Source organism: Nocardioides sp. (assembly GCF_024509035.1).
GTDB lineage: Bacteria > Actinomycetota > Actinomycetes > Propionibacteriales > Nocardioidaceae > Nocardioides.
Genome location: NZ_JANINT010000203.1, coordinates 1 through 17,357 on the forward strand (window position 1 = coordinate 1; position 17,357 = coordinate 17,357).

At 71.2% G+C, this 17,357-nt stretch carries 17 protein-coding genes; 5 read left to right on the forward strand and 12 right to left on the reverse strand.

Annotated features, from left to right (window positions below; genetic code table 11):
* From Q0L15_RS14910 to Q0L15_RS14920, 3 genes are all read right to left on the reverse strand, one after another.
* Positions 1-1,294 (reverse strand): aspartate ammonia-lyase (locus Q0L15_RS14910; RefSeq protein ID WP_296605240.1); only part of this gene is annotated, 1,294 nt, incomplete at its 3' end.
* Positions 1,291-1,974, reverse strand: coding sequence for a hypothetical protein (locus Q0L15_RS14915; RefSeq protein WP_296605241.1), 684 nt, complete (start codon positions 1,972-1,974; stop codon positions 1,291-1,293). The genes Q0L15_RS14910 and Q0L15_RS14915, both read right to left, overlap by 4 nt.
* A 45-nt stretch (positions 1,975-2,019) precedes the next feature.
* Positions 2,020-2,286, reverse strand: a complete 267-nt coding sequence (locus tag Q0L15_RS14920) for a zf-TFIIB domain-containing protein (protein ID WP_296605242.1) — start codon at positions 2,284-2,286, stop codon at positions 2,020-2,022.
* Between the two features lie 356 nt (positions 2,287-2,642).
* Between Q0L15_RS14920 and Q0L15_RS14925 the strand changes: the two genes are divergently transcribed.
* Positions 2,643-3,476 carry a hypothetical protein gene (locus Q0L15_RS14925; RefSeq protein WP_296605243.1) on the forward strand — a complete coding sequence of 278 codons (834 nt, stop codon included), beginning with the start codon at positions 2,643-2,645 and terminating at the stop codon, positions 3,474-3,476.
* 151 nt (positions 3,477-3,627) lie between these two features.
* Here Q0L15_RS14925 and Q0L15_RS14930 read toward each other — a convergent pair whose 3' ends face one another.
* On the reverse strand, positions 3,628-5,328 hold the full coding sequence (locus Q0L15_RS14930; RefSeq protein ID WP_296605244.1) for a fumarate hydratase: 1,701 nt from the start codon (positions 5,326-5,328) through the stop codon (positions 3,628-3,630).
* 37 nt (positions 5,329-5,365) lie between these two features.
* Between Q0L15_RS14930 and Q0L15_RS14935 the strand changes: the two genes are divergently transcribed.
* Together Q0L15_RS14935 and ugpC are read left to right on the forward strand one after the other, a co-directional pair.
* Entirely contained in the window at positions 5,366-6,049 is a 684-nt protein-coding gene (locus tag Q0L15_RS14935; protein ID WP_296605245.1) for a DUF1707 domain-containing protein, read from the forward strand.
* A gap of 147 nt (positions 6,050-6,196) precedes the next feature.
* Positions 6,197-7,279 (forward strand): sn-glycerol-3-phosphate ABC transporter ATP-binding protein UgpC, encoded by a 1,083-nt coding sequence (ugpC, locus tag Q0L15_RS14940; RefSeq protein WP_296605246.1) that lies wholly within the window; start codon positions 6,197-6,199, stop codon positions 7,277-7,279.
* Between the two features lie 43 nt (positions 7,280-7,322).
* Here ugpC and Q0L15_RS14945 read toward each other — a convergent pair whose 3' ends face one another.
* Complete coding sequence (locus tag Q0L15_RS14945; RefSeq protein WP_296605247.1) at positions 7,323-8,234, reverse strand: alpha/beta fold hydrolase; 912 nt, start codon at positions 8,232-8,234, stop codon at positions 7,323-7,325.
* A 164-nt stretch (positions 8,235-8,398) separates the two neighbouring features.
* Between Q0L15_RS14945 and Q0L15_RS14950 the strand changes: the two genes are divergently transcribed.
* On the forward strand, positions 8,399-9,235 hold the full coding sequence (locus Q0L15_RS14950; RefSeq protein ID WP_296605248.1) for an alpha/beta fold hydrolase: 837 nt from the start codon (positions 8,399-8,401) through the stop codon (positions 9,233-9,235).
* Here Q0L15_RS14950 and glpX read toward each other — a convergent pair.
* From glpX to Q0L15_RS14980, 6 genes are read right to left on the reverse strand one after another with little or no spacing between them, the layout of a single operon-like run.
* Positions 9,200-10,210 (reverse strand): class II fructose-bisphosphatase, encoded by a 1,011-nt coding sequence (glpX, locus tag Q0L15_RS14955; RefSeq protein WP_296605249.1) that lies wholly within the window; start codon positions 10,208-10,210, stop codon positions 9,200-9,202. The genes Q0L15_RS14950 and glpX overlap by 36 nt on opposite strands.
* 19 nt (positions 10,211-10,229) lie before the next feature.
* Positions 10,230-11,270, reverse strand: a complete 1,041-nt coding sequence (locus Q0L15_RS14960; protein WP_296605250.1) for an ATP-binding cassette domain-containing protein — start codon at positions 11,268-11,270, stop codon at positions 10,230-10,232.
* Positions 11,267-12,043: an ABC transporter permease gene (locus tag Q0L15_RS14965; RefSeq protein WP_296605251.1), complete on the reverse strand. Its 777-nt coding sequence runs from the start codon at positions 12,041-12,043 to the stop codon at positions 11,267-11,269. Before Q0L15_RS14965 ends, Q0L15_RS14960 begins: the two co-directional genes overlap by 4 nt.
* The gene (modA, locus tag Q0L15_RS14970; protein WP_296605252.1) at positions 12,040-12,792 is read right to left on the reverse strand and encodes a molybdate ABC transporter substrate-binding protein; all 753 of its coding nucleotides are present in this window, start codon (positions 12,790-12,792) and stop codon (positions 12,040-12,042) included. Before modA ends, Q0L15_RS14965 begins: the two co-directional genes overlap by 4 nt.
* The gene (locus Q0L15_RS14975; RefSeq protein ID WP_296605253.1) at positions 12,789-13,184 is read right to left on the reverse strand and encodes a TOBE domain-containing protein; all 396 of its coding nucleotides are present in this window, start codon (positions 13,182-13,184) and stop codon (positions 12,789-12,791) included. The genes modA and Q0L15_RS14975 overlap by 4 nt, the downstream gene beginning before the upstream one ends.
* 54 nt (positions 13,185-13,238) lie before the next feature.
* A complete protein-coding gene (locus tag Q0L15_RS14980; protein WP_296605254.1) occupies positions 13,239-14,474 on the reverse strand; it encodes an SLC13 family permease in 1,236 nt (411 codons plus the stop codon).
* Positions 14,475-14,516: 42 nt separating this feature from the next.
* Between Q0L15_RS14980 and Q0L15_RS14985 the strand changes: the two genes are divergently transcribed.
* Positions 14,517-15,083, forward strand: coding sequence for a DUF4245 family protein (locus tag Q0L15_RS14985; protein WP_296605255.1), 567 nt, complete (start codon positions 14,517-14,519; stop codon positions 15,081-15,083).
* Between the two features lie 75 nt (positions 15,084-15,158).
* Here Q0L15_RS14985 and Q0L15_RS14990 read toward each other — a convergent pair whose 3' ends face one another.
* A complete protein-coding gene (locus Q0L15_RS14990; RefSeq protein ID WP_296605256.1) occupies positions 15,159-17,312 on the reverse strand; it encodes a hypothetical protein in 2,154 nt (717 codons plus the stop codon).
* Between the last annotated feature and the right edge of the window lie 45 nt (positions 17,313-17,357).

Genomic DNA, 17,357 nt, shown 5'->3' on the forward strand with positions numbered 1-17,357 from the left:
CGGCGAGCGCCTGCTTGGCGATCTTGGCCGCGGCCTCGTAGCCGACGTACTTGTTCAGCGGCGTGACGACCGACGGCGAGGACTCGGCGTACTGCCGCATCCGGTCGGGGTTCGCGGTGATGCCGTCGACGCACCGCTCCGCGAGCACCCGGGAGGACGCCGCGAGCAGCCGGGCCGACTCCAGCACGTTGCGGGCGATCACGGGCATCGCGACGTTGAGCTCGAACGCGCCGCTCGCGCCCGCCGCGGTGACGGCGGCGTCGTTGCCGATCACCTGGAAGCAGACCATCAGCGTCGCCTCGGGGAGCACCGGGTTGACCTTGCCGGGCATGATGCTCGACCCGGGCTGCAGGTCGGGCAGGTGGATCTCGGCGAGCCCGGTCGTCGGGCCCGAGGACATCCAGCGCAGGTCGTTGCAGATCTTCGTCAGCCCCACCGCGATCGTGCGCAGCACGCCGCTGAGCTCGACCAGTGAGTCGCGGGTGCCCTGGGCCTCGAAGTGGTTGCGCGCCTCGGTGAACGGCTCGCCGGCGCTCTCGCCGAGCACGGCGATCACGCGCTCGGCGAAGCCGGGAGGCGTGTTGATGCCGGTGCCGACCGCGGTGCCGCCCAGCGGCAGCTCGCGGACGCGCGGCAGCACCGACTCGAGCCGCTCGGCGGCGTACCGGATGGTCGCGGCGTAGCCGCCGAGCTCCTGGCCCAGCATCACCGGGGTCGCGTCCATCAGGTGGGTGCGCCCGGACTTCACCAGGCCTGCGAACTCCTCGGCCTTGCGCTCGAGGCTCGCCGCGAGCACGTCGAGCGCGGGCAGCAGGTCACCGGTCACCGCCAGCGTCGCGGCCACGTGGATCGCGGTCGGGAACGTGTCGTTGCTCGACTGGCTGGCATTGACGTGGTCGTTGGGGTGGACGTCGGTTCCCGCGCGCTGGGCGAGGGTGGCGATCACCTCGTTGGCGTTCATGTTCGAGCTGGTGCCCGACCCGGTCTGGAAGACGTCGATCGGGAACTGGTCGTCGTGCTGACCCTCGACGACCGCGGTCGCGGCCGTGATGATCGCGGCGGCCCGCTCGCCGTCGAGGACGCCGAGCTCGGCGTTCACGGTCGCGGCGGCCGCCTTCACGCGCCCGATGGCATGGATGAGTGCGGGCTCGATCGGCGTACCGCTGATCGGGAAGTTCTCGACCGCTCGCTGGGTCTGGGCCCGCCAGAGCGCTGCGGCAGGCACGCGGACCTCGCCCATGCTGTCGTGCTCGATGCGGAACTCTGCGTCGGTGTCCGAGTCGGGGGAGCTCATGCCTCGGACGGTACCCGGCTCACGAACAGCCAGTAGGTCTCGTCGCGGTCCTGCAGGCGTACGTCGTGCCCGTAGCCGGTCGCGTTGCCGAACACCGATCGCATCCGGTCGGCGAGCTCGGGCGCGTCGGCCGCCGACCAGACGGCGATCGCCCCGCCCGGCCGCAGCGCCTGGCGCGCGGACTCGAGGAACGGGGTCTCGTACAGGGCGGCGTTGACGTCGTGCACGAGGTAGCCCGGGCCGTTGTCGACGTCGAGCAGCAGCAGGTCGTACGACGAGGGTGGCGCCTCGGCCAGCGCCTCCGCGATGTCGGCGACCACCATGACGACGCGCTCGTCGGCCAGCAGTGCGGGGCCGTGGGGGATCGTCCCGGCGCGCATCCAGTCGACGAGGGCCTGCTCGATCTCGACGACGGCGACCTTCTCGACGCGGGTGTCCGCGAGCACCGCGTGCATCGTGAACCCGAGGCCGAGCCCGGCGACGATCACCGCCCGTGGGTGCTCGACCTGGGCCAGTGCCGACTCGGCCAGCGCCTGCTCGGTGCTCACCTCGAGGGTGTCCATCACGAAGACGCCGTTGGCGCGCAGCTCCAGGGACGTCGGGCCGTTCTCGTCGCGGCGCTCGCGCAGCACCAGCTCGCCGCGCTCGGTCTCGGCTCGGGCGATCTCGACGTACTCCACGCGCCCGAGCCTACGGAGGGGCCGACGTCGGCCGCGGGGGAGGGATCAGTCGAACAGCTCGCTGAGCCAGCTCTCCTTGCGCTTCTTGTAGTGGCCCTGCTGGTATCCCTGCTGGTACCCCGGGTTGCTGCGGCCTCGGTCGTACGTCGGCGCAGGTGCCGGAGGAGGTGCGGCCTGGGCGTAGGAGCGCTCGATGATCTTGTCGAGCTCACCGCGGTCGAGCCACACCCCGCGGCAGGTCGGGCAGTAGTCGATCTCGATCCCACTGCGCTCGCTCATCACCAGCGCGGCTCCGTCGATGGGGCACTGCATAGCGCTCTCCTCTCCTCATCGGGAGCAACGCCCGAGCGACAGCGAGGGTTCCTGCGCTCCGCGTGGACGTCGTACGAGGTGGTCGTCGGGGCAGCCGGTTCGTATGACGTCCCGGATCCGTCGGAGGAGCCGCTGCGTGTCCACAGCTTGGCGCCAGCCGTCGTTGTCCACAGGCGAGTCGCGAGGGCCAGCAGACCGCTCGTCATCGACGGAGCCTGATGCGCATGACAACTCAGGACGAAGCACCGGTTCAGCGTCGGGCGAGACGCGATCGAGACCTTGACTCGCTGGTCGAAGAGCAGGCAGCCGTCGTCGCCCGGCGCCAGCTCTACGCGATCGGATTCACGCGCGCCGAGGTGAGATGGCAGGTGCGGGCTCGTCGATGGCAGCTGCTCGGCCGGCACTGCCTGGTCACGCACACAGGCCCACTGACCGTCGAGGCCCAGCACTGGGCGGCCGTCCTCGAGGGTGGGCCGCGAGCCATGATCGACGGCGAGTCGGCGCTGGTGCTAGCGGGCCTCGAGCACTACGAGGTCGCCCGCATCCGCGTCTCGGTGCCTCGCGGAGCCCGGATCCGTCATCGAGGCACTGGGGTCGACATCCGACAGACGCGACGCCTGATGCCCGACGACGTCGTTCGTGGAGGGGTTCCGCGCACCCGGCCAGCCGTCGCCGCGGTGCGGGCTGCCCTGTGGGCCCGGTCGGATCGCCAGGCCGAGCTGCTCCTGACGATGGCCGTGCAGCAGAGCGTGGTGCAACCCACTGAGCTCGCCGGCGAGCTGATCCGCGTCCGGCGGGACCGACGTCGGCTTCTGATCAACGAGGTCGTCCTCGAGCTCATGGGCGGGGTCCAGTCGTTGGGAGAGCTCGACGTGGTCCGCGGCTGTCGCGAGCGCGGAATCCCCGAGCCCGACAAGCAGGTGTGTCGCCGCACCCGCGAGGGGACGTACTACCTCGACTTCAGGTGGAGCCAGTGGAACATCGCTCTGGAGGTGGACGGTGTGCAACACGCGTGGGCGGCCAACCTGGTCAACGAGGCGCTTCGTCACAACCGGCTCGCGATCGACGGGGACGTCGTCTTGCGCCTGCCGGTGATCGGGCTCCGGGCGCGCCCGGAGGAGTTCTTCGCCCAGATCGCGGAGGCGCTTCAGCGATCGGGTTGGAACCCCGCCTCGGCCTCGGCGGCCTGACCGGGCGTGCGTGGCGGACGTCGTACGAGGTGGTCGTCGGGGCAGCCGGTTCGTATGACGTCCCCGGGGGTCGGCGGTGGACGTCGTACGAGGTGGTCGTCGGGACAGCCGGTTCGTATGACGCGCCCCGGACCCCGCCGGCGGCTGAGCGCTACTCCGCGGAGCGCACCCGTACGCCGGCCGGGCCGATCGAGCTCAGCGGCACGGTGACGGTCCCGCCGGGGTCGGTGAAGAAGTCGTTGCCCTTGTCGTCGACGACGATGAACGCCGGGAAGTCCTCGACCTCGATCTTCCAGACCGCCTCCATGCCGAGCTCGGGGTACTCCAGCACCTCCTGGCTCTTGATGCAGTCCTGGGCCAGCCGAGCGGCGGGGCCGCCGATCGAGCCGAGGTAGAACCCGCCGTGCGCGGCGCACGCGTCGGTGACCGCCTTGGAGCGGTTGCCCTTGGCGAGCATCACCATCGAGCCACCGGCGGCCTGGAACTGCTCGACGTAGGAGTCCATCCGCCCGGCCGTCGTGGGGCCGAACGACCCCGACGCCATGCCCTCAGGCGTCTTGGCCGGGCCGGCGTAGTAGACGGGGTGGTCGCGCAGGTACGCCGGCATCTCCTCGCCGGCGTCGAGGCGCTCCTTGATCTTCGCGTGCGCGATGTCGCGGGCGACCACGAGCGGGCCGGTCAGCGAGAGCCGCGTCTTGACGGGGTACTTCCGCAGCTCGGCGAGCACCTCGGCCATCGGCCGGTTGAGGTCGATCTTCACCACCTCGCCGCCCGAGATGTCCTCGGCGACGCCCGCGTCGGGCATGTAGTGCGCCGGGTCCGTCTCGAGCTGCTCGAGGAACACGCCCTCGGGCGTGATCTTGCCGAGCGCCTGCCGGTCGGCCGAGCACGAGACCGCGATCGCGACCGGGCAGGACGCGCCGTGGCGCGGCAGCCGCACCACCCGCACGTCGTGGCAGAAGTACTTGCCGCCGAACTGCGCGCCGATGCCGAAGGACTGGGTGAGCTCGAAGACCTGCTGCTCGAGCTCGAGGTCGCGGAAGCCGTGCGCCGACATGTCGCCCGAGGTCGGGAGGTTGTCGAGGTAGTGGGCGGAGGCGTACTTCGCGGTCTTCATCGCGAACTCCGCGGAGGTCCCGCCGATCACGATCGCGAGGTGGTACGGCGGGCACGCGGCCGTGCCGAGCGAGCGGATCTTCTCGTCGAGGAAGCTCAGCATCCGCTGCGGGTTGAGGACGGCCTTGGTCTCCTGGAACAGGAACGACTTGTTCGCCGAGCCGCCGCCCTTGGCCATGAACAGGAACTTGTACTCCGGCACGCCGTGCGAGGGCGTGGAGTAGATCTCGATCTGCGCCGGCAGGTTGCTGCCGGTGTTCTTCTCCTCGTACGTGGTCAGCGGCGCGAGCTGGGAGTAGCGCAGGTTGAGCTTGGTGTAGGCGTCGTAGACGCCGCGCGAGATCGCCTCGCCGTCGTCCGCGCCGGTCAGCACGCCCTCGGACTTCTTGCCCATCACGATCGCGGTGCCGGTGTCCTGGCACATCGGCAGGACGCCGCCGGCGGAGATGTTGACGTTCTTCAGCAGGTCGAGCGCCACGAACCGGTCGTTGCCGGAGGCCTCCGGGTCGTCGATGATCTTGCGCAGCTGCGCCAGGTGCGCGGGCCGCAGGTAGTGGGCGATGTCGTGCATCGCCTCGGCGGTCAGCCGCTGGATGGCCTCCGGTGAGACCTGGAGGAACGTCTGCCCGCTGGCCTTGAACGTGGAGACGCCCTCGGTCGTGATCAGCCGGTACGGCGTCTCGTCGGGGCCGATCGGCAGGAGGTCGGAGTACAGGAACTCGGGATCTTGCGCCACGAACCGTCAGCGTAGACCTCCGACTACGCTGGCGGTCATGGAGGGACCTCTCGAGCACGATCCCACCCGCCTGCGGATCTCCGACGCCGATCGGCACCAGGTGGCCGAGGTGCTGCGGCAGGCAGCCGGTGAGGGGCGCCTCGAGCTGGACGAGCTCGACGAGCGGCTGGAGGCGACGTACGCCGCCCGCACGTACGCCGACCTGTGGCCGATCACCCACGACCTCCCGGTGCAGCGGCCCCCGCACATGCCACCCGCCCAGCGGCCGATGACGGGGCCCATGACGGGGCCCATGACGGGGCCGATGACGGGGCCGATGACGCCGGCCGTCCGCTACGACTCCTCGGTCGCCGTGATGAGCGGGACGAGCCGCAAGGGCGTCTGGGAGGTCGGGCCGACCCACAGCGTGTTCTGCGTGATGGGCGGCGTGGACATCGACCTGCGCGAGGCCGTCTTCACCGGCCGCGAGGTCGTGATCACCGCGAACACCCTCATGGGCGGCATCGACGTGATCGTCAACGAGCGGACCAGGGTGGTCGTCGAGGGCATGGGCATCATGGGCGCCTTCGAGCAGGCACGCGACAAGGTCGAGCCACGCATCGACGCCGACTCCCCGGTGGTCCGGGTCCGCGGCGCGGCCGTGATGGGCGCGGTCACCGTCGTGCGCAAGGGCCCGCCGCGAAGCCGCCGTACCAAGGGGGTCGTGCGCCGCCCGCACTAGCGGCGTCTGCCGGGGCCGGGACTAACTACCCGGGGAACAACTGACGGAGGTACTCCCCACGGGTACCGCCGCGCCGGTACGGTGACGGTGCTCACCTTTACGACGGATCGTCCGGCACGTACCTGCCGGTGAAGGAGTTGTTCCAGCATGGCCACAGTCAGGTTCGAAGAGGCTCAGCGTTGGTACCCCGGTACCGACAAGCCAGCGGTCCCGGGCATCTCGCTCGAGATCGGCGACGGGGAGTTCGTGGTCCTCGTCGGTCCCTCCGGTTGCGGTAAGTCCACCACCCTGCGGATGCTCGCCGGCCTCGAAGAGGTCAACAAGGGCAAGATCTTCATCGGTGACCGCGACATCACCAACATGCCGCCGAAGGACCGGGACATCGCGATGGTGTTCCAGAACTACGCGCTCTACCCGCACATGACCGTCGCGGACAACATGGCCTTCGCGCTGAAGATGGCCAAGGTCCCCACCGAGGAGCGCAACAAGCGCGTCCAGGAGGCGGCCAAGATCCTGGGCCTGACCGACTACCTCGACCGCAAGCCGAAGGCGCTCTCCGGTGGTCAGCGCCAGCGCGTCGCCATGGGCCGCGCGATCGTGCGCCAGCCGCAGGTCTTCTGCATGGACGAGCCGCTGTCGAACCTCGACGCCAAGATGCGCGTGCAGACCCGCACCGACATCGCCAAGCTCCAGCAGGACCTCGGCGTCACGACCGTCTACGTCACCCACGACCAGGTCGAGGCCATGACGATGGGTGACCGCGTCGCCGTCATGAGCGAGGGCGTCCTCCAGCAGGTCGACACCCCGCTGGCGCTCTACGACCGGCCCGTCAACCTGTTCGTCGCCGGCTTCATCGGCTCGCCGCAGATGAACCTGATGAACGCCGTCGCCGAGAACCGGCAGGCCAAGATCGGCACCTACCTCGTCCCCGTCGACGAGGCCGCCGCCGCGCGCATGCAGGGCAACATCACCGTCGGCGTCCGCCCCGAGGCGTGGCGCGTGGTCGGCAACGGCGAGGCCGGCCTGCCGGTCAAGGTCACGGTGGTCGAGGACCACGGCGCCGACGCGTTCATCCACGGCACCTGTGGTGTCGAGGGCACGCCGAGCAGCATCGTGATCCGCGTCGCCGGTCGTGACCACCCGCAGAAGGGCGACACGATGTACGTGACGACCGACCCGAAGAACGTCCACGTCTTCGACACCGAGACCGGCGAGCGCCTCTCCGCCTAGCACCACGACGTTGACCCGCCCGAAACTTTCGGGCGGGTCAACGTCATTTCAGCGCTCGGTCAGCCGTACGCCGGAGGCCGGCGACGAACGTGCCGAACAGCTCGCGGGGCAGGTCGTGGCCCATGCCGTCGATGAGCAGCAGCTCCGCGCCGGGTACGGCGGCGGCGGTGGCGCGCCCGCCCGAGACGTGCACCATCTTGTCGGCCAGGCCGTGGATGACCAGCGTCGGCACCCGGACGCTGCGCAGCCGCTCGCCGCGGCTCGGCTGGGTGATGACGGCCAGCATCTGGCGCAGCACGCCCTCCGCGCTGACGCCGCGGTCGTAGGTCTCGTTCGCGCGCTCCTCGACCTGCTCGCGGGTCTGCGGATAGCCCGGCGAGCCGATCAGCGTCCAGATCGCGACGCTGCTCCTCACGTAGGCCGCTCGGCCCGGCCGCCGTCCCCCCAGCAGGGCCGGCAGGAGCGAGGGGTGCTGCCACCCGACCGTGCGCTTGCCGGTCGTCGACATGATGCTGGTCATCGAGAGCACCCGCTGGGGGTGGGTGATCGCCATCGTCTGGACGATCATGCCGCCCATCGACACCCCGGCCACGTGCGCGGCCGGCAGGCCGAGGTGGTCGAGCAGCCCGAAGGCGTCCTCGGCCAGGTCGCGCATGTCGTACGGCGTCCGCACCCGGGCCCCGCCGAAGGCGCGGACCAGCGTCGCCCGGCTCACCTTTCCCTCGAGGACCGTGGAGCGACCGGTGTCGCGGTTGTCGTAACGGACCACGTAGAACCCGGCGCGGGCCAGCGCCCGGCACAGGTCGGGATCCCACCAGTTCATCGGACCGCCGAGGCCCATCACCAGCAGCAGCGGGTCGCCGTCGGGGTCTCCGAAGGTCTGGTAGCACAGCTCGATCCCGTTGCCCACGGGCGCGAAGAGCTCCTCGGAGGTCTGGACCGGCGCGCGCGTCACCGGCGGGGGAGTTTCCCCCGCGCCGGTGGGGGTACCGGATGCTCGGGCCACGCGCCCAGTCAACCAGGACCCTGGTCCGGTTGAAACAGAAAGGGACGGGGCACGGCCGGATTGATTCGGCGATTGCCCGGCACTATGGGCAGAAAGGCCCTACCGTGGCGCATGTGACCTCGAGCACACTGGCCGACTTCCTCCTCCCGGAGGGCTTCGCGTGCCCCACTCCGGCCGCGGTCCTGCGCGAGGGCAGCGCCGTGCTCGAGGCCGGCCGGTTCGCGCTCCGTGCCGTGGGCGAGCGCCGGGCCCGGCGGGCGACGCCGTACGCCGCCCGCCCCGCCAGCCGCCACGGCGACCCGGTGATCCTCGTCCCGGGGTTCCTGGCCGGTGACGGCACGTTGTCCCTGATGTCGCGCGCGCTGCGCGCCCAGGGATTCCGCACCTACCGCTCGCAGATCCACGCCAACATCGGGTGCACGCTCAACGCCGCCGCCCAGCTCGAGACCCGGCTCGAGGCGATCGCGCTGCGCCGCGGCTCGCGGGTCCAGATCGTGGGCCACAGCCTCGGCGGCATGCTCGCCCGCGGCATCGCCGTACGCCGCCCCGACCTGGTGTCCAACATCGTCACGATGGGCAGCCCGATGCTTGCGCCCGGCGCCCACCACCCGTCCCTGGCGGCCAGCGTCGACCTGCTCGTGCGGCTCAGCAAGGCCGGCATCCCGGGCCTGATGTCCGAGGAGTGCGTCGCCGGCTCGTGTGCCCAGCAGAGCTTCGGCGAGAGCCGGCAGCCGGTGCCGGCCGGGGTCGACTTCACCGCGGTCTACTCCAAGCGCGACGGCATCGTCGACTGGCGCGCCTGCGTCGACCCGTTGGCCCGTGCGGTCGAGGTGACCGCCTCCCACCTCGGGATGGCCTTCGACCCGCGGGTGATCGACGTGGTGAGCGGTGCGCTGCTGCGCACCAGCGAGGTCTCAGCTGTCGAAGTCGATCGCGGCAAAAGCGCGTAGCTTCTGCAGCTGGTGCTCGGAGGTGATCGAGCGGATCGTGCCGCTGCGCGAGCGCATCACCAGCGAGTGCGTCGTGACGTGGTCCGCGCGGTAGCGCACACCGCGCAGCAGCTCCCCGTCGGTGATGCCGGTGGCGACGAAGAAGGCGTCGTCGCCGGTGACCAGGTCGTCGGTCGACAGGATGTGGTCGGGGTCGAGGTCGTGCCCCGCGTCGATCGCGCGCTGCCGCTCGTCGTCGTCCTGCGGCCAGAGGCGGCCCTGGATCACGCCGCCGAGCGCCTTCATCGCGCAGGCGGCGATGATGCCCTCGGGCGTGCCGCCGATGCCGAGCATCAGGTCGATGCCGGTCTCGGGTCGCGCCGCCATGATCGCGCCGGCCACGTCGCCGTCGGAGATGAACTTGATCATCGCCCCGGTCGCCCGGATCTCCTCGACCAGCTGGGAGTGCCGCGGTCGGTCGAGCAGCACCACGGTGACGTCGGAGGGCCGCTCGCCCTTGGCCTTGGCGACCTGGTGGATGTTCTCGGCGACCGGGTAGCGGATGTCGACGGCCCCGGCGGCCTCGGGACCGGTGACGAGCTTCTCCATGTAGAACACCGCCGAGGGGTCGTACATCGACCCGCGCGGAGCGACCGCGAGCACCGAGACCGCGTTGGTCATGCCCTTGGCCGTGAGCGTGGTGCCGTCGATCGGGTCGACCGCGACGTCGCACTCCGGGCCGGTGCCGTCGCCGACCTGCTCTCCGTTGTAGAGCATCGGGGCGTTGTCCTTCTCGCCCTCGCCGATCACGACGGTGCCGTTCATCCCGATCGTCGAGATCATCACCCGCATCGCGTTGACCGCGACGCCGTCCGCGCCGTTCTTGTCCCCGCGGCCCACCCAGCGGCCGGCGGCCATCGCAGCCGCCTCGGTGACCCGGACCAGCTCGAGGGCCAGGTTGCGGTCGGGGGCCTGGCTGTCGGGGGAGAGAGGCATGGGGGGACTGTAGCCAACGTCAGATGGGGTAGACGGAGACCTCACTCGCCTTGACGGCGAACACCACCCGTACGCCGGGTGCCAGGTCGAGCTCGGCCACGGAGGGCAGCGTCACGTCGGCCGCGAGGTGGCCGGCGCGCACCCGGACCTGGTCCCCGTGGGGCTCGAGGTCGGTGATCGTGACCGCGAGGCTGTTGCGGGGACTGCCGCCGGGCGCCTCGCGGAACACCGAGACCGCGCTCGGCCGGAACACCGCGACGACGCGCTCGCCGGGGCCGGGCCCGACCTCCGCCGCGAGGCCGCGGATGGCGACGCCGTCGGCGTCGAGCACCGCGCCGTCGTCCCAGGTGCCGCTGACCATGTTCAGGCCGGCGATCCGGGCGGCGAACGGGCTGCGTGGCCGGGAGAGCACCTCGGCGCTCGGTCCGTCCTCGACGACCCGGCCGGCCTCGAGCACGACGACGCGATCGGCGAGGAGCAGCGCGTCGAGGACGTCGTGGGTGACCAGCAGCGCGGTGCGCTCGGCGAGGACGCGGCGCAGCGTCTGGCGCAGCGCCGGCGCGACGGCGACGTCCAATGCCGCCATCGGCTCGTCGAGCAGCAGCACCCGGGGATCGGCCGCGAGCGCGCGCGCTACTGCCACCCGCTGGGCCTGTCCGCCTGAGAGGCTGGCCGGGCGCCGGTCGGCCAGGTCGGCGGCATCGACCTCGCCGAGCCAGTGCGCGGCGGCCTCGCGGGCCGCCCGGTGTCCGCGACCGCGGCTGCGCGGCCCGAACGCGACGTTGTCGAGCACGCTCAGGTGAGGGAACAGCAGCGGGTCCTGGGCGAGCAGGGCCACCCGGCGATCGTGCGGCGGGACGAACCGGCGCTCGCTGGCGAGCTCTCGACCGTCGAGGACCACCCGACCGCGGTCGGGCCGCAGCGTGCCGGCGGCGAGACCGAGCACGCTCGACTTGCCGGCGCCGTTGGGACCCAGCAGCGCGACCGTCTCGCCCTCGGCCACCTCGATGGCCACCTCGACGTCGCGGTCCGTCAGTGCGGCGGCGATCTCGAGCGTCACGGGCGCTCACCGACCCGTCCCCGCCTGCTGGCCAGGCCGACGACGGCCACGGCGACCACGACGAGCACCAGCGACATCGCCACGGCGGCCTCGGGGTCGGTGACCCGGAGGTTGTAGATGTAGAGCGGCAGGGTGCGGGTGGTGCCTTCGAGGCTGCCCGCGAAGGTGATCGTGGCCCCGAACTCCCCGAGCGAGCGGGCGAACGCCAGCACCGCTCCCGACACCAGACCAGGCAGCACCAGCGGGAGCGTGACCCGGCGCAGCACCGTCGTCGGCCGAGCACCCAGCGTGGCGGCGACGATCTCGTAGCGCTGGCCCGCCGTGCGCAGCGCTCCCTCGAGGCTCACGACCAGGAACGGCAGCGACACGAACGTCTGGGCGAGCACGACCGCCGTGGTCGAGAACGCCACCTGGATCCCGAGCACGTCGAGCTGGTCGCCGAGCAGCCCACGCCGCCCGAACGTGTAGAGCAGTGCGATGCCGCCGACCACGGGCGGGAGGACCAGGGGCAGCAGCACCAGCGCTCGGACGACGCCCTGGCCCGGGAACGTCGTACGGGCCAGCACCAGCGCCATCGGCGCGCCCAGCAGCACGCACAGCAGCGTGCTGGCCAGCGAGGTCCGCAGGCTCAGGGAGAGCGCCGTCAGGGCCGAGTCGGAGGTCACCAGCCCGAGGAAGTCGCCCCACGCCACGCGCGAGGCCATCCCGGCGAGCGGGAGCACCACGAGCACCGTCCCGAGCGCGGCCGGGACGTAGATCCAGCGGGGGATCACGGCGGTCCGAAGCCCGCGTCCGCGAGCACCTGCTGACCGGCGGCGCCCAGCACCAGGTCGACGAACTCGTGCGCGAGCGCGGCCTCGTCGGCCCCCTGGACCACGACGATCGGATAGGTGTTGACCGCCGAGTCGGCCTCGGGGAGCTCGATGCCCCGGACGTCCTCGCCCGCGGCCTGCACGTCGGTGCGGTAGACCAGTCCCGCGTCGGCCTCGCCCGAGGTCACCTTGGCGAGCACGTCGGTCACCGACTGCTCCTCGCTGACCGGGCTGAGCGCCACGCCGGCCGCGTCGGCGACGGCGCGGGTGGCCGCGCCGCACGGGACCTCCGGGGCACAGACCACCAGGTTGACGCCGGGCGTCGCCAGGTCCGCCAGGCCGGTGATGCCGGCCGGGTTCCCGGGCGGCACGGCGATCTCGAGGGTGTTCGTCGCGAAGTCCTGAGGGTCGCCGTCGGCCAGGTCGTCGTCGGTGAGCTTCTGCATGGTCGCGAGGTCGGCGGAGGCGAACACGTCGGCGTGAGCGCCCTCCTTGATCTGGGTGACGAGGTCGGAGGAGCCGCCGAAGCTGAGCTGGACCTCGGTGCCGGGGTGCTCCTGCTCGAACTCGTCCGCGAGCTGCTCGAAGGTCGAGGTGAGGGAGGCGGCGGCGTAGACGGTCAGCGTCGTCGCCTCGTCGTCCGAGCCGCCGCAGCCGGCGAGCGACAGCAGGAGGGCGACGGAGGCCGCCGCGGGCGCCAGGCGTCTCATGGTCGCTCGACCACGACGTTGGTGGACTTCACCGAGGCGATGGCCCGGACGCCGGGCTCGAGCCCGAGCTCGTCGGCGGCCTCCGAGCTCATCAGCGAGACGAGCCGGTAGGGCCCGCAGACCATCTCGACCTGCGCCATGACGGTGTCCCTCTTGACCCGCGTCACGATGCCGGTCAGTCGGTTGCGGGCGCTGACGGACGCGGCCCGGGTGGCCTCCCGGTCAGGATGGTCGGCGAGCGACTCGGCCAGGGCGGCGAGGTCGGGCCCGGGCACGACCGTGCGACCGTCCTCCTGGCGGGTCGACACGCGGCCCGCCTCGACCCACCGGCGGAGCGTGTCGTCGCTGACGCCGAGCAGCTCGGCCGCCTCCGCCACCCGGTACGTCGTCATGCGTGGATGATGCCGCATCTGCGGTTGTTTGCGCCATGAATCCCCGCAGATGCGTCAAGTCACGAGTGCGAGAGCCGCGACTGCGGCGACCAGGCTCACCGGGGTGGCCACCAAGGAGACGCGGTGGAAGTCGCGCATCGAGGGGCGCTCGCCGAGGCGCACCAGGCCACGGCGCCAGAGCAGGTTGGCCAGCGACCCGGTGTAGGTCAGCCCGGACCCGATGTTGAGCCCGAGCAGCGCCGCGAGCACGGCGGTCTCCCCGAGCGGCGCGACCAGCGGCACGACGAGCAGCGTGGCCGAGAGGTTCGTCAGCAGGTTGGCGAGCACGGTCGCCAGGACGGCGATCGCCAACAGGTCGGTGAACGAGGTGCCGGCCGGCACCAGGTCGGCGATCCGGTCGCCCAGCGGGCCCTCGGCCAGGGCGGCGACGACGACGCCGAGGCACAGGACGAAGACCGCGAACGCCGGGTGGGCGGCGTGGGCGGCCTGCGGGAGGGTCAGCATCCGCCGGCGGGCGGCCCAGCCGACCAGTGCGACCGCGGCGGCGGTCGAGATCCAGAACGGCTCGACCCCGAGGGGGGACCCGACGCCGAAGCCGACCAGCATCAGCGTCACGACCATCACCGGGACCCACGGCAGCTCGGGGGCGGGCTCGTCGCGACGAGGTGACGGAGCGGCCGTGAGCTCACGGCGGAACAGCAGCCGCAGCACGGCGTACTCCACGACGAGCACGACGGCGAGCACCGGTCCCATCACGAGCGCGAAGCCCCCGAACGTCAGGTCGAGGTGCGGCATGGCGAGCAGGTTGGTGAGGTTGGAGACCGGGAGCAGCAGGGAGGCTGAGTTGGCCATCCGCAGGCAGGCGTAGGCGCCGGGTCGCCGGCTCGTGCCTGCGGCGGCGGCTGCCGCCAGGACCACGGGGGTCAGCAGGACGACGGTGGCGTCGAGGCTGAGGCCGACCGTGATGGCGGCCGCGAGGAGGAAGACGCCGGTGAACAGCAGCGCCGGTCGGCCACCGCTGACGGCGCGGACCCGTGCGGCCGCCGCGGCGAACAGGCCGGCGCGCGCACACACGTCGGCCACGATCAGGATCGTCACCAGGAACGCCACGACCGGGCCCAGGTGCCGCAGCGTCGACTCGACGTCGTCGCGCGTCACGATGCCGGTCGGGAGCACGGCCGCGGCGGCGAGGAGGCCGACCGCGAGCTCGACGCGGGCGGACGGATGGGCGTACGCCGTGGCGAGCAGGACCAGCAGTGCCGCGAGGGGCACGAGGTCGACGAGCAGCACCCGGCGAGGTTAGTGGGGTGCCCCAACTGGGAGGATGGGCCGGTGACCGACACGACCCCGACCGGCCGGCCCGGCCGCTATCCGCGCACCACGGGTGGGCTCATCGGCTCGATCATCGTGCTCGTGCTCGTCGTGATCGGCATCGTGCTCTTCCGCGGCGCGTTCCGCGAGACCCCCACCTACGAGCCCGAGCCCATCGACTACCTCGCGCTGGTCACCAGCGTGCAGCAGGTCGGTCTCACGCCGGCGTACCCGGCGCAACTGCCCGAGGGCTGGTACGTCAAGGACGCGTCGTTCACGCCGGGGGAGCGGCCGGTCCTCGACCTGGCGATGACCACGGCCGACGACCGGTTCGCCGGACTCCACCAGGAGGACCGGTCGGCGGCCGAGCTCGTGGACACCTACGTCGGCGCCGACGCCACCGAGGGCGACCCCGTGCAGATCTCCGGCACGGTCGCGCCGGAGTGGCAGACGTACTCCGACCCCGGCGGCGACCACGCGTTCGCCGCAGAGCTCGGCGAGGAGACCGTGCTGGTCTACGGCTCCGCGTCCGAGGAGGACCTGCGCGCCCTGGTCGAGTCGCTCACCACGGAGAAGCTCACGCCGTAGCCGGGCTGCACCGCCCGGACATGGCGAGTCCCCCGCCCCCTGGAGCGGGGACGGGGGACTCGAGGTGGTGCTGGGTCAGCTGAGCGTGACCGTCTTGGTGACGGTGTCGTCTGCTGTCTTCACCTTGACCGTGACCTGACCGGCGTTGAGGTGCTTGCCGGCGCTGGTCGTCGGCACCGCGACCGGCCGCGGGGCGGGCGAAGCCGAGAACGACTTGGTCGCCTTGGCCACCACGTCGCCGTTCTTGATCACCTTGACCGTGAACGCGCAGGCCGAGATGCAGGTGACAGTGATGTTGACCTTCTTCACCGGCCAGCCCGTGCGGGACCCGGTCCCCCCGACCATCACGCCGTCGACGGAGTCCACCGGGTCACCGACCACAGCGATGTCGGCTGACGAGGAGCTCGCGCTCGGGTCGTCAGGCGATTGCACCGTCGCCGTGTTCGTGACGTGGTAGTACCGCGGCTCGTCCGGCGTCCGGTCGGCAACGCACGTGACCTGGATCTTCGCGTTGTGCGCCAGCTCCCAGTCGTCGTTGTAGAAGCGGAACATGTAGTTGTTGCCCCGCTGCTCCTTGCCCAGCGAGAGGACGTTCTCGTCCATGCCCTCGTAGCCACCGGTGATCGCCTTCGACTCCGGCAGGCACTGCTGCACGCCCTCGTCCCGAGTCTCGGGCGCCAGTGAGAGGGTGTCGCTCTGGGTCGACACCCCGAGGGACGCCATGTGGCCGTTCGAGGCTTGGGCCTGCGGAGCGAGGCAGGAGAGACCGAACGTCACGGCTGCCCCCGCCTCGTGGTCGACCGTCCACTTCCAGGTGTTGGCGGCGGCGATCGACGTCCGCATGACGGCGATGCCGCTCGTCACCGTGAACTGCGGGGCGATCGGCGTGTAGCCGGTCGGGCAGGTGCGGGTCACGGTGTCGGTGCCCTCGAAGGCGGAGATGGTGCCGGAGCCAAGGTCGGACCCGACGACCTGGATCGCGTGGCTGTGGCCGTCGCTCGAACCGGTGGAGCTGCCGAGGCAGGTGACCTTGACCTTGCCCTGGCCGCGCTCCTCGCCGAGGTTGGTGGCCGACACCGTCCAGCCGTCGATGCCGGAGACGTTGATGGGCTTGCTGACGGAGGTGACGATGTCGGAGTAGTAGCCGCCCTGGTCGACGGCGTCGAGGAGCAGGCCGCCGTCCGTGGGCGTGTAGCCCGCCGGGCACATGACGTTGAAGGTCTGCGGCAGGCCGTTGGCCGGCAGGTTGGCGAAGACCTCCTGCTTCTGGACGTCCACGATGTGGCCGACCTTGGGCTGCAGCCCGTTGCTCGTGACCGTGCTGCTGAGCTTGGCCTTGAACTTGATGGTCGTCGAGATGCCCGGAGGGAACGAGCCGGCGTTGCAGGTGAGCGTCTTGGCGACGAACGCACACCCGTTGCCGTTGTCGACGAGCGAGCCGGAGACATAGGTGAGGTCGGCCGGGAGCGTGTCGGTGACGACGACGCTGGTGGCCATCGCGGCAGAACCGCTGTTGGTGACCGTCAGCTTGTACTCGACCGTGCTGCCGGGTGCCGCCTGGACCGACGAGGCGAACCCTCCGAAGTCGAACCGGGTCGAGTCGTAGGTCATGCTCGTGATGTAGCCGTTGCCGACCGCACCCGTGCCCAATGAGAACCCGGCTGCGTACATGTGGCCGTTCGGGACGGCGGTCTTCCACTGGGCGAGCGTGCCGTGACAGTCGGATCCAGAACCTGCGGCCGTGGACGGGCAGGTGATGCCGCGAGTGGCCGCACGGGTCGTGCCGCCGGTGTACCAGAAGTCGCCGCCGTAGACGTCTTCACCCACCAGCACGTTGTAGTCGTTGCCGTTGCCGAAGGTGTGGTCGACGTCGAACATGATGTGCGAACCAGGCTTGGGCGCTGGCCCCGTCCAGTTCAACGTGACCGCACTCGGCATCGGAGCATCCAACGCCCAGTGCTCGGCGGCGTGTGCGGCGTTGTCGGCCGTTGTCACGTGCAGGCCGCTGTCGGTGAACTCGACCGTGGCCGCGCCGCTGGTGTCGCTGAGCGCGGGAATGAAGTCGGACGCCTCGATGATCGTGCCGGTCTTGGCGACGCTGACGGTCTTGGTGATGGTCAGATCTGCCGTGGCGGCCGCCTGGGCCGCACCCATGGCGAAGAGGGGGAGCACCAGCGTGGTCGCGCTGACCACCGCCGCTAGCCCCCCGATTCGCAGCTTGCTGTGCATGCTCCGCATGCTCGTTCCCTTCCCCTGAGGCAACGTGCCCGATCA